A 15,729-nucleotide genomic window follows, 5' to 3' on the forward strand; every position below is an offset into this window, starting at 1 on the left:
TTCATGCGGTGTACCTGCCCCGTGTGTGGCCGTTCACCGCGGTCAGATGGGTGGTGCGGGGTGCGGTGATGGCGACCAGGGCCATGTCGTCGTGGCTGCCGTCGCGCAGCCACTGCGAGGCGAGCATCTGGATCCGCTCGACGACTGCCTCGCCGGGCATGCCGGCGCATTCGGTGAGGGCCCGCTTCAGGCGCTCCTCGCCGTACAGCTCGTCGCCCAGCGGCCCGCCACGCGCCTCGGTGATCCCGTCGGTGTAGAGCAGGCATGTCTCACCCGGGAGCAGGACGGCTTCGACGGTGCGGGCCTCGATGTGCGGGACGGCACCGATGAGGGTGCCGCAGGTGGAGACCTCTTCGACGGTGCCATCGGTCCGTACGAGCAGGGGGGCGGGGTGGCCCGCCGAGGTGAGACGGAGACGGACCTGGTTGTCCATGCGCTGGACCGAGGCCATGACCATGGTCGCGAAGCGGGTGTGGTGGGAATTGAGGAGTGCGCCGTTGAGCAGCTGCAGCATCCGCTCGTGGTCGTCGGCCATCGGCATCAGGGCCTGCAGGGTGTTGCGGATCTTTCCCGTCAGGACCGCCGCGTCCAGCCCCTTGCCGCAGACGTCGCCCAGGACGACCAGCGAGGCATCGGCGTCGGTGCTGCCCGGGTGGACGTCGTAGAAATCGCCTCCCACGCGTTCCCTCGCGTCGGCCGGCCGGTAGCCGCCGGCGAATTCCACTCCGTGCGTCCGGTGGAGCCTGGGCGGCAGCAGATCCCGCATGAGGGTCCGGGTGATGTCGCTCTGCTCCGCGTACAGGCGGGCAGCGGAGAGGGCGGCCCCCGCCCGCGCGGCGAACAGCCGGGCGAAGATCTCCTCGTTCTCGGTGAATCCCCGCTGGTCCGTGCTCCGCACCAGGATCAGGGCGCCGGCGGGCACACCGTGGCCCGGCAGGGGTGTCACGACGACCGAGCCGACCGTTCCGGTGAAGCCGGGCGGAAGCGCCCACCCGGGCAGCGCCGCGGGGTCGATCCAGCGCGAGGGCACCGGGGGGAATCCCTGAAGTGCCTCGCTGAGGCCCGGCAGCTGCGAGGGATCCGCGGTGATCAGGGTGCGGGTGACCTCCTGCCCGGCGACGGCATGCGCGACGGGCAGCTTGTGACCGGCGTGCGGCGCGACGACGATCGCGACATCCGCCAGGTACTCCGCGGCGAGCTGTGCGGTCGTCGTCATGCAGCGGTCGGTGTTCAGCGAGGCCAGCAGGACATTGGACGCCTCCGCGAGGAACGTCGTGCGCTGCCGCTCCGTGGCCAGCGCCTCCTCGGCGAGCCTCCGGCCGGTGTCGTCTACCAGCCACCACACCACTTGGCCGTCCTCGCCACGGGTGGGGTGCGCCTCGAAGCTCTGGGCGGCGATCCGCCCCGACACCGAGGCGAGAGCGGGGAGATGCGGGGCGCCGTGTTCCGGCAGGGCCGTGGACGGACCTGCCGCCCGGTGGGCCCGGGCCAGCCAGTCCGGGACCGCGTCCGCCATGCTCGTACCGGGACGCACGCCGACCAGGAGACGGGACGCCGCCGGGTTCAGCTCGATGACCGTGCCGACCTGGTCGGCCGCGATCACGGGACAGGGAGCCAGGTCCCACACACCGGACGCCGGACGCTGCTCAGTTCTCGTAACGGAGTGTCCTTCGCTTGAGGCCATGAAGGGGAGCCCGCCTGTGGCGGACCGCACCACCTTCCACTGGACGAAAATACTTACCCGGCGGCAACCATCCCGCACGCGTCATCGGAATAGCAACCGGACGCCCTCCCGGCGTGGTCCGGGCACATGGTGCTGCACACGGATCACACGTCATCGATTCAGATTCTTCACAGGAGGGCCGCAGTGCCTGCCGGCGCCGGCCGGGCGGCGGAGGGCCGTGAACGCGCGGGCGTCAGTCCGCCGCCGGGCGCCCGTGCCAGTCCAGGCACACGACGAGGGAGTCGTCCGCCGCCGGTCCGAAGCCCCGGTGTCCCAGCAGCTCCTGCAGCATGGCCCTCGGCACCTGCGACGCGGGCAGCAGTCGTGTACTGGTGACCGCCCTGGCCAGGGCGGTCAGGCTGTACTTCTCACCCGCGGGGGAGAGGGCGTCGTAGACACCGTCGCTGACGAACAGCAGCCGGTCCCCGGGCTCGACCCTGAAATGCTGCGGGACGTAGGAGGTGTCCTCGAACATGCCCAGCGGCATCTGGGCATTCAGCTCGATGGGTTCCACGACGTCCGCGCGCAGCCGCCAGATGCGGGGTGACCCCGCGTCGATGATCTCCACGTCCCCGGTGGGCAGGTGGAAGCGGAGCAGCAGAGTGGAGAGGTACCGGAGCCCCTGGTGCTGGCCGTAGACGGCCTGGTCGGCGAGGAGCGCCTGACCCGCGAGGTCCAGGCCGCCCCGGCGGGCGTTGCGCAGGGCGTTGATCGCGAGATGGGAGAGGAGGGCGGCGTCGATGCCTTCGCCCATGCCGTTGCTGACCGTCAGGATCAGGTCGTCGGCGGAGGCCGACCAGTCGAAGCTGTCGCCGAAGATGGCGTAGGCGGGTTCCAGCTGTGCGCCGATGCTGTACTCCCGCCGGGAGCAGGAGCGCCCGGGGAGCAGCTGCCACTGCATCTCCGCGGCCAGAGTCAGCCGCTCCGTCCTGCGGGCCTGGAGGAACAGGTCGGTGTCCCGCTCCGCGACAACGATCTCGTGCGCCAGCGCGTCCGCGTACTCCTGAAGCTGCTCAGGTACGTCCCCGCTGCCGTTCCCGGTGGGCAGGGTCACGCTCAGGACCCCCAGCCGGTCACCACGGACACTGACGGGCACAAGGACCGTTACCGTGGAAGCGGGTCCATCGTGCACGCACTGCGGCTCCTGGGCGCTGAACGCACGTCCCGCAGCGCTGTCCCGGAGGGGGACCGGCGGCCTGGTGTGCGGCAGGACGCGCACCGGCTGCAGTTCCGTCGAGGCGTAATCGGCCATGAGGAACTCGACCGCCAGCGCGCCGTGCCGCCGTTCGATCAGGGCACGGAGCACGTCGAAAATCTCATGCGGTGCGGCCTCGCGCAGTATGCGCTCGACCGCACGGGGTCTTTCCACGACTATGGGACCTGCTTTCTTTGACATATCTTCATCACGCAACGACTGCTCGTATCGACCGACCGGAACGAGCACACCGTGCCCCCATCGGGAGTGTCACATGCGCGAGGACCCTGTCCTGCTCCACCCGCAGCCGCAGGCCCCCGAAAGCCTGCCCGAGGTCAGTCACGTCCTTGAGCTCCTGGAGACTGCCGGGGAGCACGGGCGGGACATCCTGAGTACCGCGCCGGTGTCAGCCGCGCAGACCCGCGTCATGTACATCATCGAACGCGAGCCGGGCATCAGCCTCAGCGTCCTCCGCAGCCATCTCGCCGTGGCCGCGCCCTCGGTCACCCGTTTCTGTGACCGCCTGCAGGCCGCCGGGTTCCTTCGCAGGACCCCGCGCCCCGAGGACCGGCGGGAGGTCCAGCTGGAACTGACCGAGGCCGGGGCCGCGCACCTGCGTGAGATCCGGCGTCGCCGCGAGCAGGCCCTGCGCCTCGCCATGAACCGCATGACGCCTGCCGCGCGTGAGGCTCTGACCACCGGGCTTGCGGCGTTCTGCGAAGCCGTGGTGGATTCCCACCCGCTCCCCGGCGAGCTGCCCCGCCACGGGAACGCCGCAGCGGTACCCGGTCTGCGGTGAGCTGCGCCTTCCGCTCAGACCCGCTGGATCATGGCCGGCTCCGGTGGTGGTGAGGCGGTGCGGTAGGTACGGGCAACGGCCCGCGGGACCGTCCCGGCGCTCCGGTGGATGTGATGCGCGAGGAGCAGGCCGAGCGGCAGGGACAGCAGAACCCAGGCGCCGACGGCGATGAACGCTGTGGTCATGATGGCTCCTTGCCTCGTGGAGGACGTGTGCGGGTCTGGTGTCTGTTGCCGCATCCGGGAGAACTATGCGTGGCATGAGTCACATCCCTGAAGAGGATTCCCGCCAGGGGACGCGACAAGTGCCCCCGAACCGGGCGGATCCGGGTCGCGACGGTGTACGGCTCGCGCGTGGCCGTCCCGGTCAGGTCAGCGGGACCAGCGCGGTGATGTCCTTGCCACCGGGGAGACGGGTGATGGACACCCGCAGGGCCAGGCGGAGCACCAGCGGCCAGCCGTAGCCGCCGATACGGGCCGCTCCCACGGCATCCTCATGCCGGCCGACCGGCGTCCGGGTGCTGGCGTCGCCCACGGTGACGCACAGCCCCTCATCGCTGAGTTCGGCCGCGAAACGGGTCAGGCCACCACCGTGGCGGAAGGCGTTGGTCACCAGCTCGGAGGTGACCAGCAGGGCGTCGGCGACCACCACATCGGCAGGTCCCTCGCCGTCAAGCCGGCAGAAGTGCGAGGTCAGCAACCGGGTGACCGCTTCCCGGGCGGCGGCGGCATTGTGCGGAAGCGGTGCTGCCCGTGGTGCCACCGCCCCGTCCTCCCACGCGGCAGCCGGCTCGGTCTTGTCCCGCTCGCCTTCCCGGTGAGCCCACTGGACAGGTACCTCGCGTTTCATATTCATGGCGTGGTCCGCCTGCCCTCCAGGGCCGGGCCCACACACCGGACGTGGCCGCGGAGCCGGACGGCGGACGGGCTCAGCATGAGCGCGTCTGCTCGACGCTGTCCGCGAAGTGGAAGGCCGTATGTGTGCCGGTGACCTCGAAGAGCCGGCGCACGGTCGGGTGCAGCGGGCCGGCCAGCACCAGCGGCACCCCGCTCGCGGTGTGCTTGCGCTGACCGTGCAACAGCGCGTGCAGCGCCGCGGAATCGGCGAACGTCATCCCGGAGAGGTCGACCACCGTCTGTTTGCCACCACCCTGGGCGGCCCGGGTCAGTGCTCGCACCAGGGCGTCGCAGCCCGCCCACTCGTCCAGGCTGCCCCGGACACTGATCAGCACCACGTCGTCGGCCGCGGTCTCCACCGTCACAACCTGATCATCACTCGGCATGGCCAGTATTTTCACACCACCACGGCGCCCGCAGGTGCGGGGGGTGGCCGGCCGGCCTCCGTCGCGAGCGGCACCGGGCATCCCGGCTCCGGGCATCGGGCCCCCGGGCTTCTCCCGGCTGAACTCTTCGCGGCGAATGACCTGGACAGGCGCGGGTAGGGTAATGCGGCGCTGCGGTCCGGCCCGGTCGCACGCAGCGGATTCCCTAGGTGCAGAGGTGTGGCGAGCGCATGAAGCGACCTGGACGTCGGTGGAAGATACCGGGGCCGCGTGACCGGCTGGCCGCCGCCCTCGATATGTCCCGTACCGGGCAGGTGAGTTCGACGGTGGACCTGCTGCGCAGGGTCGCCGGGCACGACGCCGTCTGGCTGGGCGCCGCAGGCGTGCTCGGACTGTCCGGGGGCAGGACCGCTCGCAGGGCCGCACTGCGCGGGATCGGCTCCGTGGCGATCGTCGCGGCGATCAACCACGCACTGGCAAAACCGGCCGCCCGCAGTGCCCGGCCCGTCCTGGACGCGTTCCCCGCGCTCTTTCCCCGCCCGAGCACCGCTTCCCTGCCCTCCAGCCCGATGGCCTCGGCCGCTGCCTTCGCCTCGGGGGTCGCGCTGGAGTCTCCCCGCTACGGCCTGGCCGTGCTGCCGTTCGCCTTGGGACTGGCCTCGCTGCGCGGCAGCGAGGGGCTCGATCACCGCGGCCGCGCGGCGGCCGGAGCGATCGTCGGGGTGGGCGCCGCACTGCTCACCTGCCGCTGGTGGCCGGTGAAGCCGGAAGCCGCGGCAGCCGCCGCTCCGCCGCGCAGACCGGCCCCCGCGCTCCCGGACGGCAAGGGGCTTCACCTGGTGGTCAACCCGTCGTCCGGCGTCTCCTGGACCAAGGACACCGCCGAGACCCTGCGCATACTGCTTCCCGCGGCCGTGATCACCGTCTTCGAGCCGGGTGACGACCTCGTGGCCCTGCTCGACGAGGCGGCCCAGCGTGCCGTGGCGGACGGCGGGGCGCTCGGCGTCTGCGGCGGTGACGGCACCGTCAACGCGGGCAGCGCGACGGCCGCCCGCCACCGTGTGCCCCTCGCCGTCTTCCCGGGCGGCACGTTCAACCACTTCGCCGTGGACCTCGGCAACCAGACCCTGGAGGATGTGGCCCGCGCGATCCGGGCGGGCGACGCGGTCACCGCCGACCTGGGCCGCGCGTCGGCTCCGGCCCATCCCGGCGGGCGCCCCGGGGGGAGCGAACCGGCCGGTTCGCCGGACGGCGCTGCCGAGTCCTCGCCGGGCGGCGGCGAACAGCAGCTCTTCCTCAACACGTTCAGCATCGGGGTCTACTCGGAACTCGTGCATGCCAGGGAGCACCTGGAGAAGCGCATCGGCAAATGGCCCGCGCTCGCCGTGGGCCTCGCCAAGGTCCTGGCCACCGGCAGCCCGCTCTCGGTGGTCGTCAACGGCCGCTCCCGCAGGATCTGGCTGCTCTTCGCCGGCAACGGGATCTACCACCCGGCCGGCTTCGCCCCGACCTACCGCACCCAGCTCGACGACGGTCTGCTCGACGTCCGGGCCGTGGAGGCGGGCACGCCGCTGGCCCGGACCCGGCTGCTCCTCGCCGTGCTGACCGGAACCCTGCACAGCTCCCGGGTACTCACGACCGGCCAGGTACGCCGGCTGGAACTCGAAGTCCTGCAGGGCGAGCCGCACTTCGCGTACGACGGCGAGGTGACCGACGCCCCGTACCGGCGCCTGGTGCTCGACAAGATTCCCAAGGCGGTCACGCTGTACCGCCCCGCGGACGAGGACCAGTGGCTGCGCTGACAGCGCGGGCGGCGCGGAACGGGTGACGGTTCGGGGCGGAACTCCCACCGCCCGTGGGGGCGCCCGGCCGCGACTGCTCCGCATCGGTCCGCAGCCGGGCGCCCCGCACTCAGCCCGAGCAGGTCAGCGTGGGCTCTGCCCAGTCCCCGTGATCGTAGGCGTTGCCGTCTCCCGCGTCGCCCACGACGAGGTCGAGCGTCTGTACGCCGGTCGTGTCGGCGGTGATCTCCTGTACGGGGTCGCCGCCCCTGACCGTCGGCGTCGACGCGAGCTTCTTGCCGTCGCCGAGCACGCCGAAGGTCAGGGTGCCTGATGTCCCGGCGTCGTCGTCGATACCGGCCTTCGACGTGAACTTCGAGCAGTTGCCGCCGAGATAGAGCGTGATGTCGCTGACCGAGTTGGTGCCGAGGCCCTTGGGATACACGGTGCCCCCGACGGTCAGCGGCGTACCGTCCCCGGCATTGACACCGCCCACCGCCTCATTGCGCTCGACAGGTCCCCAGCCGTTGGCCGACGTCAGGAAGTCGAGGCCGCCGACATCCGTGACTCCGGACGGGGGCGGCGGATCGACCACTTTCACCGTCCCGTCCTGGCGCAGCCACTGTGCCGCCTTGCCCTGCGCGAACGTGGCGGTGGCGGTGAGCGTCGCCGTCCGTGCCTCGGTGGCGGGTGCGGTCAACTGCCAGGTGGCGACCGCGCTGTGTCCTGGTTCGATGGCTCCGAAGACCTGCGCCTGCGAGTCGTACACAAAACCGTCGGGGGCGGCGAGGGTGATGTTGACCCCCTGGGCGGTCCTGGCGCCGGGCGGGACCGACACCTTCGTCGTGACGCTCAGGGATTTTCCACGCCGGACGGAGTTCACCGACGGCTTCACTGCCAGCGCCGCCGACGGGGCCGAGGCCCGGACCTTGGTGAACGAGAGGTTGTCGAACTGGTCGGTGTCGTACGACGTGAGGCCGAGACCGCCCTGTCCCTCGGAGTAACTGCTGTCGTGCACCACGCCCACGGCCTTCCCGTCGACCGACGCGGTGATCTCGGAGCCGTTGAAGGACAGCCCGAGCCGGTGCCACGTGCCCGTGCCGAGGGCGGTCGTGGACGACCTGGCCAGCACCGTGTGCTTGCCGTCGGCGTCGCTCTTGGTGATCGTCCAGGCTCCGGTGTCGCTGATCTGGAAGCGGTAGCCCTGCTGGTGCGACTGCGGCCGGTTCTGGGTGCCCGCGCGCCCGATCAGCTCGACCGTGCCGGGCTTGACCAGTTCGGCGTCGGAGTGCATCGAGTAGTTCTTCCAGGACGGATCACCGATCAGGGTGAACGCGTCACTGTCGTCCTGCCATTCGATGGGCTTCGCCGGGGCCATCTGCTGGACACACATGCCCTTGCGCCCGGCTGCGCACTTCTGGACCTCGAAGGAGCCCTGCATGTCGGAGAGGTACTTTGCTTCCGTACCGGTGCCGTTGTGCTCGAACGAGTCCGAGTAGGGCAGCGCGAGTGCATGGGCACGCGGCGCGGTCGCGGTGCCCTTGCCCTGGCCGGTGGTCGTGGTGACGGTGTAGACGTAGCCCGGCTTCATGGTGAGCGAGTACGAGCCGTCCGACGGCTTTAGGTCGCCGGTGTGGACCAGCTCCGCCGACGGATCAGGGGTGTTCACGGCGGTGGCCCAGACGTGGACATCGCCGGTCGGGAGCCCGCCCTTGACGGTGAAGGTGGCGGTCTGGGAGCTGTCGGCGGTGGTGGTCTCCAGTACGGTCGAGTAGTCCGTTCCCCCGGGTGACCTCAGCGTCACGTAGGTGCCGTTGGACTCCTTGCCGCCCAGGTATCCGGAGGCGCCGTCGATGAACTTCCAGCCCGGCCGGGTGAACTGGGTGATCTGTGCCGTCGCCCAGGTGCTCGTGCCGATGGAGTAGTTCCCGGACCAGGGGGAGCCCGCTGTCGCCAGGCCCACCGTGCTGTAGGGCAGGTTCGGGTAGATGGCGGCGAGGAGTGGCCAGTTGAAGTAGCTGGTCATTTTCGCGTCGATGTAGCCGCGGGTGATGGCCCGGATCAGGGCCGGTGCGCCGGTGTTCATGTCCTGCGAGCCGCTTTCGCTGTCCCACAGCGGCTTGCCGTTGGCCTTCGCGGCCTCGGTGGCCGTGCAGGTGTCCGCGCTGCCACCGTCACCGCCCTCGCAGGAGTAGTGGGCGCCGAGGATCGAGACGGCCTTGTCGAAGGCCGGGTCCTTGGCCATGTCGTCCGCGGTGCTCCAGCCGCTGTCGTCCGCGACCAGTTGCACCCCGGCGTACCCGTGGGCGTCGAGCGCCGCGCGCAGCTGTACGTACCAATGGGCGTCATGGCCCCGTTCGTTCCAGCCGCCGAGGTACTTGATGTCCAGGTCGTGCTGTTTGGCGCAACCCAGCCATGAGATCAGGTAGTTGATCGTGTCGGTGGACCAGAATCCGCCTTTGATCCAGCCGGGTGCGGCCCATGCGAGCCCGTAGAGCCCGATGTCCGGGTTGCGCTTTCTCGCCTGCTCGGCGAGCCAGAACTCGTAACCGGCAGAGCAGTTGACCTTGCCTTCGGTGTGCTCGACCGAGGGCTCCGAGCCGTCGGTGGAATTGGCGTCCCCGCCGATCTCCAGCTTCAGCAACTGCAGGTCGGCGCCGTAGCCGGGCTTGAACATGTAGTCCAGGATCTGGGACTGCTGAGCCGGCGGATAGTCCGTCAGCAGACGTGAGTTGCCGCCGCCACCGCTGATGGCACCGATGCCGTCGAACGTGCGGCCGCTTCCGCCGCCGTCCACGGTGATCGGCGTGGCGGCGGCTGCCTGGGCCGGATGGCCGCCCACGGCGAGGAGCGCGGCCAGCAGGGCCAGCACCCACACAGGAACAAGTCTCCGTACACGGTGCATTGTTGCCACCCTTCAGTGGGAAGATGCCGCGCTGCGTCAGCGGGCGGAGGGACGGAGACGTGTGCCGGCGGGCCGGCTCGTCATGTCCGGCCTGAGGGCGCCGGCGCCGAGGTCACGGTGGCGCCGTGGAGGTCCGGTCCGACAGTGCTTTGACAACGTTGTCAGACTCGTCCTCCGCGCGGACTTCTGCACCCATGGGCCCCGCCCCTTCATGTGTTCTCCGCGAACGGCGAGCGGGATGCATGCCACCACACCGGGCATCCGTTGTCCACGGTTCGCGCAAGCAACCGACGAATTACCCCCCGCGGCAGCCTCGTTGCGGCACATGCGTCAGGTGCGCACGGGAGGTGCGACGTATGAGGAGATGTCGCCGCCCGGGGCTCCGTCGGACACCCCGCCGGTACGGTCGCCACCGTCTACAGTATTGTAGACGTTTGACAGGCCGACAGGCTGGCGGACCATGCGTGCCGTCCGGCTCGACCGGCCCGGGCGCGCCCGGACGGCAGGTGACGTGGCGCCCGGCGCCCGGAGGGTGGAAGTGACCATGCGAGAACGAGCGGACCGGACGGTCGCAGGACCGGCGCACGCCATGAGGGATACGCGTGGCCGGTCCCGGGCGCGGAGCGCGCCGGGGTGGAGCAAGGTGCCCGAGGTGACGGCCTGGTTCTGGGCCGTCAAGGTGCTCACCACCGGGATGGGCGAGACGGCTTCGGACTGGCTCGCCCGGACGCTCGGTCCGGTCCTGGCCGGTGGTCTGGGCCTGGCCGGTCTGGTCGCCCTGCTGCTCCTCCAGTTCCGCGCGGCCCGCTACGGCGCCCGGACCTACTGGTCGGCGATCGTGATGGTCAGTGTCTTCGGCACCATGGCCGCCGATGTCGTGCATGTGATGGCGGGTGTTCCGTACGTGGTGTCGGTGGTGGGCTTCGCTGTCGCCCTGGCGGCCGTGCTGATGACCTGGTACGCGTCCGAGGGCACCCTCTCCATCCACAGCATCCGCACCCGCCGCCGTGAGGGTTTCTACTGGACGACGGTGCTCGCCACCTTCGCCCTGGGCACCGCGGTGGGCGATCTCACGGCCGGAACTCTGCACCTGGGGTACCTCACTTCGGGCCTCGCCTTCGTGGTCCTCATCGCGATCCCGGCGCTGTGCAGGCGGTTCTTCGGCCTCGACGCGGTCGCCGCGTTCTGGTGGGCGTACGTGCTGACCCGTCCGCTCGGGGCCTCGTTCGCCGACTGGATGGGGGCGTCCGTGCACCGTGGCGGGCTCGGCTGGGGCACGGGGCCCGTCACTCTGGTCCTGCTGGTGCCGATCGTCGTCCTGGTCCACCGCATGGCTGCCGGTGAACGCGGGAACGCGTCGAAGGCGCCGGTCACCGTGCAGGCCGACTGACCTGGCCGTCGAACTGCCCGGCAGAGCCGGCCGACGCGCCGTCACATGGCGCGGTCCCGCTGGGCGGTGCACCACCGGCCTGGACGCGGGGGAGCGGGACCGCCTGTCCGGCGCAGCCCCCTGACGTACACGCCGCAGGCTCGTGAATACTCGGCACGGATCACCGCCCTCACACGAGCGAGGTATACCCATGAGCACAGCGCAGAGCCCCGACGGCACGGCAGCCCCCGCCGGTCTCCTGTACGAACGGGACACCGCGGCCCTTTCCGTCCTGCTGCCCGCGCTCGCCGACCTCTACCGGGATCTGCACCAGCACCCGGAACTCTCGGGTCAGGAACACCGCACCGCGGGTGTCCTGGCCGGCGCCCTGGAGGAGTTGCCGTACGAAGTGCACACCGGCATCGGCGGCACGGGGATCGTGGCGCTGCTGCACAACGGCCCGGGGCCCACCGTCCTGCTTCGCGCCGACACGGACGCGCTCCCGGTGGAGGAGAGGACCGGGCTCCCCTACGCGAGCACCGAGCACGCCTCCGGCCAGGACGGGAACCCCGTGCCCGTCATGCATGCCTGCGGGCACGACATGCACGCTGCCGCCCTCATCGGTGCCGCCCACCTTCTCGCGGGGTCGAGGGACGCCTGGTCGGGCACGCTGATGCTCGTTCTGCAGCCCGCCGAGGAGACCCTGCAGGGCGCGCGTGCCATGGTCGCGGACGGTCTCTACGAACGCTTCGGCACACCCGACATCGTGCTCGGCCAGCACGTCGGACCGCTCCCGGCCGGGTGTGTGGGCTTCCGGGAGGGCGCCGTCATGGCCGGGGTCGAGTCGGCGGCCATCACCCTGTACGGACGCGGCGGCCACGGAGCCCGTCCCGAGTCCACCATCGACCCGGTGCTGCTCGCGGCCCATGTCGTCGTCCGCCTCCAGGGCGTCGTCGCACGCGAGGTCACACCCGGCGAGACCGCGGTCCTGACGGTGGGCCGCCTCCAGGCCGGCACCAAGGACAACATCGTCCCCGACCACGCGGAGATCGGCCTCACCCTGCGCGCCCACTCGGACAGGACCAGGGCCTTGCTCCATGACGCGGTGGAGCGCATCGTCCAGGCCGAGGCAGCGGCGAGCAACAGCCCCCGCCCGCCGGACGTCCGATGGCTGATGGATGGTCCCGCCCTCGTGTGCGACCCCGAGGCGACGCGCGTCACGGCCGCCGCTGTGGCCGCCCGCATCGGCCGTGACAGGATCCTCCCGATGCCCGCCGTCACCGCGAGCGAGGACGTCGGGATCCTCGCCCAGGCGGCCGGAGTGCCGTGCGTCTACTGGTTCTGGGGCGGTCCGGAGGCGGACACGGTGTGGGCAGCGCTGGCGGACGGCACCCACGACCAGCTGCCCGCCAACCACTCGTCCGAGTTCGCCCCCGCGCTGCATCCCACTCTGGAGACGGGCGTACACAACCTCGTGGCAGCAGCTCTTGCCTGGCTGGGGCGAGCTCGCCGGACGTGATTCCGCGCGGGAGTGCCTCTGTGGGTCCGGTCTGGCCGAGGGGCGGCCCAGGGGGTTGCTGGCTCATACCGGTTGCGGGTCCGCCTCAACCACTGACCAGAGCTTTGCCGTAGACGGTGGACGTCTGCCTGACCCGCATTCCCATCCGCTGGTACAGCGAGAGCGCCCCGGTCTCCGAGTGGGTCCACAACGTGCAGGTGCTGCGGCCCCGCTGGAGGAAACCGCGGAATGACTCCTCCAGCAGGAGCCGGGCGATCCCCCGGTTGCGGTGGTCCTCCCGCACAGCGACCCGGTCGACGTATCCCTCATCCGAGCCCGGTACGTCCAGGGCCAGCACCACGCCGACCATGCGGTCACCGTCGAACGCCACCGGGGAGAGCTCTCGTGCGAAGGCGGGGCGCTCGACGGTGAGGCGGGCCCACTCCTCGAAGGGCTTGCGTCGCTTCTGCCACGCGCCGAACGCGTCCTCGGTCAGTTGGTACGCGGCATGTTCGTCACCGGGCCGGAACGGCCTGACCGTGATGCCTGCCGGCGGTTCCGGGGTGGCCGGTCGCGCGGCCAGTGCGGTTTCCAGGAGCCACTGCGTGACGAAGGGACCGTAGCCGCGCGAGCGCAGGAGGCAGGCCGCCGCTGTCCGGTCGTCTCCGTGGATCGTCTGGGCGAGCCGCTCGCTGCCCACCCGACGGGCCCGGGCCTCGGCCCAGTCGAGCAGGGAACTCCCCAGCCCCCGCCCCTGGTGGGCCGGGTGGACATCGATCTCACACCGCCGGCCGCCGTGCACCCAGGCGCGTCCGGCCGGCTGCCCCGACGAGCTGAGGACGAGGAGCGTGTCCAGCGCGGGATCCAGGCCGGGCCTGGCGAGATCCGCGGCAACGGCGTCGGGACCGGATCCGGCCGGCAACTCGCCCTCGCAGGCGGTCATGAGCCGGTGGATCAAGGGAGCGTCGGCGTGGGCCGCCGGTCGGGTCCAGTAGCCGGCCGGCCACCGTACGGGCGAGAGATCGGTCATGGGGTAGATCTTGCTCCGCTCCGCGGTGTCCAGCACCGTGCGGGTCTCATTCCGCCGCAGGAAAGGCCTGTTCGGTCCAGATGGTCTTGCCGGAACTGGTGTAGCGCGTTCCCCATCTCTGGACGAGCTGGGCGACGATGAACAGGCCGCGCCCGCCTTCGTCGTCCTCGCCGCTCGCGCAGGTGCGGTGAGGTGTGTCCCGCGTCCGCGACCTCGCACAGGAGGGTGCGGTCGCGGATGAGGCGTACGTGGAGGGATCCTCCGGCGTACCGCACCGCGTTGGTCACCAGCTCGCTGATGACGAGCTCGGTCGCGAACGTCAGCTCGTCGAGGCCCCACCGGCGCAGCTGCTCGGTGGCCAGCTCCCGTGCGCGGCCCGCGGCTTCCGGTTCCCCGGGCAGCTCCCACTCGGCGACATGCGACGTGTCGAGTTCGCGGGTGCGGACGAGCAGCAGCGCGGTGTCATCGGCCGTCGTTCCGTCCGGCAGGAGTTCCGCCACCGCGCGGTCGCACAGTTCTTCGAGTGCCGCGCCCCGGTCGCCGAAGTGCCGATCGAAGTCGTCCAGCCCGCGATCGATGTCGCGGTCCCGGGACTCGAGTCGGTGAAGAGGGCCAGCAGGCTGCCCACCGGAAGCTCGATCTCCTGCGACTCGAACGGCAGGCCGCCGAGGCCCAGGGGCGGCCCGGCCGGGAGGTCGGGGAAGGAGAGCCGGCCGTCAGGTTCGACGATCGCCGGCGGGAGGTGCCCGGCCCTGGCCATGACGCAGCGCCTTGTGACCGGGTCGTAGACCGCGTAGAGGCAGGTCGCCCCGGTGGTCACGTCGGCAGAGGCACCTTCGGGAGCACCCGGCTCGCCCGACTGCTCATCGGCGAACTGCCCCACCAGATTGTCCAGTCGCGACAGCAGCTCGACGGGGTCCATGTCCATCTGGGCGAACGCGCGGACGGTCGTGCGCAGCCGTCCCATCGTGGCTGCCGCCTGCAGGCCGTGGCCGACGACGTCCCCGACCACGAGACCGACCCGGGTCCCGGACAGCGGGATGACGTCGAACCAGTCGCCGCCCACCCCCGCCACGTCGTCCGCTGGCAGGTAGCGGTAGGCCAGGTCGACCGCTGACTGTTCCGGTACGTGCTGCGGCAGCAACTGGCGCTGGAGCGCGAGAGAGGCGGTGCGTTCACGGGTGAAGCGGCGGGCGTTGTCGATGGAAACGGCCGTACGGGCGGCCAACTCGTCGGCCAGTGCGACTTCGCCGCTGTCGAAGATCGCCGAACCGGTGTCGCGCAGGAAGGTGACGAGGCCCAGCATGCTGTTCTCGGCCCGGAGCGGCACGACCAGGACCGTCTCGTCGAGCACGAGGCCGCCCGAGGACAGACAGCGGTCCTGCGGCGAACCGGGCGGGTACTCCACGGGGGAGTGGTTGTCGGTGGGAGAGGGCTGAGGCTGCTGTTCCGGCCGGCCGTGAGCGGCTCCCCCGGCCGAGCGGTGGGCGACCCGCACCAGAGATATCGCCGCCGGGTCACTGGCGGTCGGCACCTCGCCCTCCAGGACCGCCTGCGAAAGGTCGACCGTGACGGTGGTGGCGAACTCGGGTACCGCCACCTCGGTGATCTTCTCGGCCGTGGCCATCACGTCGAGGGCGGTGCCGATGCCGCGGCCCGCCTCGACGAGCAGGGCCAGCCGGCGCTGCGCCCGGTGGCGATCGGTGATGTCGAAGGCGTCCTCGCAGACTCCGAAGACGTGGCCGTTGGCGTCCTGGAGCCGGTAGTAGGCGCAGGACCAGAGGTGGTCCGTCTCCGGGTCGCTGGGCGGCCGGCCCCGGAAGTGCAGGTCCAGGAAGGAGTCCCCGGTGTCCAGCACGTGGCCCATGACCGCGTCGAGGGTGCGCGGGTGCCCCTTGGTCACGAATTCCCCGCCGGGGTACAGGTCATCGGCCCGCACGCCGCGGAACTCGGCGAACGGGCGACCGATCTCCTGTTCGTACGACGCATTGCACCAGGTCAGGCGCAGATCGGTGTCATAGATGGCCAGTCCGACGGGTGACTGGGTAGCGAGTCCTTGCAGCAGGGCCAGCCGGGTCTCCCACAGCCGCAGATCCTTCAGCACCGTCGCGACGAGAACGCGCTCGGCCGTGCCCGCGCCCGGCGAG

At 70.9% G+C, this 15,729-nt stretch carries 11 protein-coding genes and 1 pseudogene; 4 read left to right on the forward strand and 8 right to left on the reverse strand.

Annotated elements, in window-relative coordinates:
• Position 1 precedes the first annotated feature (1 nt).
• Both OG917_RS30110 and OG917_RS30115 read right to left on the reverse strand, forming a co-directional pair.
• Positions 2–1,684 (reverse strand): PP2C family protein-serine/threonine phosphatase, encoded by a 1,683-nt coding sequence (locus tag OG917_RS30110; protein ID WP_328321552.1) that lies wholly within the window; start codon positions 1,682–1,684, stop codon positions 2–4.
• Between the two features lie 232 nt (positions 1,685–1,916).
• Positions 1,917–3,092 (reverse strand): PP2C family protein-serine/threonine phosphatase, encoded by a 1,176-nt coding sequence (locus OG917_RS30115; protein ID WP_328321554.1) that lies wholly within the window; start codon positions 3,090–3,092, stop codon positions 1,917–1,919.
• Between the two features lie 100 nt (positions 3,093–3,192).
• Here OG917_RS30115 and OG917_RS30120 point away from each other — a divergent pair, with 100 nt between their 5' ends.
• Positions 3,193–3,717: a MarR family transcriptional regulator gene (locus OG917_RS30120; RefSeq protein ID WP_328321556.1), complete on the forward strand. Its 525-nt coding sequence runs from the start codon at positions 3,193–3,195 to the stop codon at positions 3,715–3,717.
• A gap of 14 nt (positions 3,718–3,731) precedes the next feature.
• On the opposite strand, the gene OG917_RS30125 is transcribed toward OG917_RS30120, so the two are convergent.
• The 3 genes from OG917_RS30125 to OG917_RS30135 form a co-directional block, all read right to left on the reverse strand.
• Positions 3,732–3,902 carry a hypothetical protein gene (locus OG917_RS30125; protein ID WP_328321558.1) on the reverse strand — a complete coding sequence of 57 codons (171 nt, stop codon included), beginning with the start codon at positions 3,900–3,902 and terminating at the stop codon, positions 3,732–3,734.
• Between the two features lie 181 nt (positions 3,903–4,083).
• On the reverse strand, positions 4,084–4,566 hold the full coding sequence (locus tag OG917_RS30130; protein WP_328321560.1) for an ATP-binding protein: 483 nt from the start codon (positions 4,564–4,566) through the stop codon (positions 4,084–4,086).
• 79 nt (positions 4,567–4,645) lie between these two features.
• On the reverse strand, positions 4,646–4,999 hold the full coding sequence (locus tag OG917_RS30135; RefSeq protein WP_328321562.1) for an STAS domain-containing protein: 354 nt from the start codon (positions 4,997–4,999) through the stop codon (positions 4,646–4,648).
• A 230-nt stretch (positions 5,000–5,229) separates the two neighbouring features.
• On the opposite strand from OG917_RS30135, the gene OG917_RS30140 reads away from it, so the two are divergent.
• Positions 5,230–6,801, forward strand: a complete 1,572-nt coding sequence (locus OG917_RS30140; protein ID WP_328321564.1) for a diacylglycerol kinase family protein — start codon at positions 5,230–5,232, stop codon at positions 6,799–6,801.
• A 109-nt stretch (positions 6,802–6,910) separates the two neighbouring features.
• Here the strand turns inward: OG917_RS30140 and OG917_RS30145 are convergent, their stop codons facing one another.
• Entirely contained in the window at positions 6,911–9,658 is a 2,748-nt protein-coding gene (locus OG917_RS30145; RefSeq protein WP_328321566.1) for an NPCBM/NEW2 domain-containing protein, read from the reverse strand.
• Positions 9,659–10,274: 616 nt separating this feature from the next.
• On the opposite strand from OG917_RS30145, the gene OG917_RS30150 reads away from it, so the two are divergent.
• Together OG917_RS30150 and OG917_RS30155 are read left to right on the forward strand one after the other, a co-directional pair.
• Complete coding sequence (locus OG917_RS30150; RefSeq protein WP_328321568.1) at positions 10,275–11,075, forward strand: COG4705 family protein; 801 nt, start codon at positions 10,275–10,277, stop codon at positions 11,073–11,075.
• A 190-nt stretch (positions 11,076–11,265) separates the two neighbouring features.
• Complete coding sequence (locus OG917_RS30155) at positions 11,266–12,573, forward strand: amidohydrolase (protein WP_328321570.1); 1,308 nt, start codon at positions 11,266–11,268, stop codon at positions 12,571–12,573.
• Positions 12,574–12,658: 85 nt separating this feature from the next.
• Here the strand turns inward: OG917_RS30155 and OG917_RS30160 are convergent, their stop codons facing one another.
• Positions 12,659–13,618 (reverse strand): GNAT family N-acetyltransferase, encoded by a 960-nt coding sequence (locus OG917_RS30160; protein ID WP_328321572.1) that lies wholly within the window; start codon positions 13,616–13,618, stop codon positions 12,659–12,661.
• A gap of 10 nt (positions 13,619–13,628) precedes the next feature.
• Positions 13,629–15,729, reverse strand: a pseudogene (locus OG917_RS30165) (SpoIIE family protein phosphatase); the annotation flags it as partial.

This window comes from Streptomyces sp. NBC_00388, assembly GCF_036061255.1.
Lineage (GTDB): Bacteria > Actinomycetota > Actinomycetes > Streptomycetales > Streptomycetaceae > Streptomyces.

What these genes read in the sequence shown, in the direction of transcription:
- OG917_RS30110 (WP_328321552.1), bottom strand. Translation starts at nt 1,684, where the DNA reads ATGGCCTCAAGCGAAGGACACTCCGTTACGAGAACTGAGCAGCGTCCG.
- OG917_RS30120 (WP_328321556.1), top strand. Translation starts at nt 3,193, where the DNA reads ATGCGCGAGGACCCTGTCCTGCTCCACCCGCAGCCGCAGGCCCCCGAA.
- OG917_RS30125 (WP_328321558.1), bottom strand. Translation starts at nt 3,902, where the DNA reads ATGACCACAGCGTTCATCGCCGTCGGCGCCTGGGTTCTGCTGTCCCTG.
- OG917_RS30130 (WP_328321560.1), bottom strand. Translation starts at nt 4,566, where the DNA reads ATGAAACGCGAGGTACCTGTCCAGTGGGCTCACCGGGAAGGCGAGCGG.
- OG917_RS30135 (WP_328321562.1), bottom strand. Translation starts at nt 4,999, where the DNA reads ATGCCGAGTGATGATCAGGTTGTGACGGTGGAGACCGCGGCCGACGAC.
- OG917_RS30140 (WP_328321564.1), top strand. Translation starts at nt 5,230, where the DNA reads ATGAAGCGACCTGGACGTCGGTGGAAGATACCGGGGCCGCGTGACCGG.
- OG917_RS30150 (WP_328321568.1), top strand. Translation starts at nt 10,275, where the DNA reads ATGAGGGATACGCGTGGCCGGTCCCGGGCGCGGAGCGCGCCGGGGTGG.
- OG917_RS30155 (WP_328321570.1), top strand. Translation starts at nt 11,266, where the DNA reads ATGAGCACAGCGCAGAGCCCCGACGGCACGGCAGCCCCCGCCGGTCTC.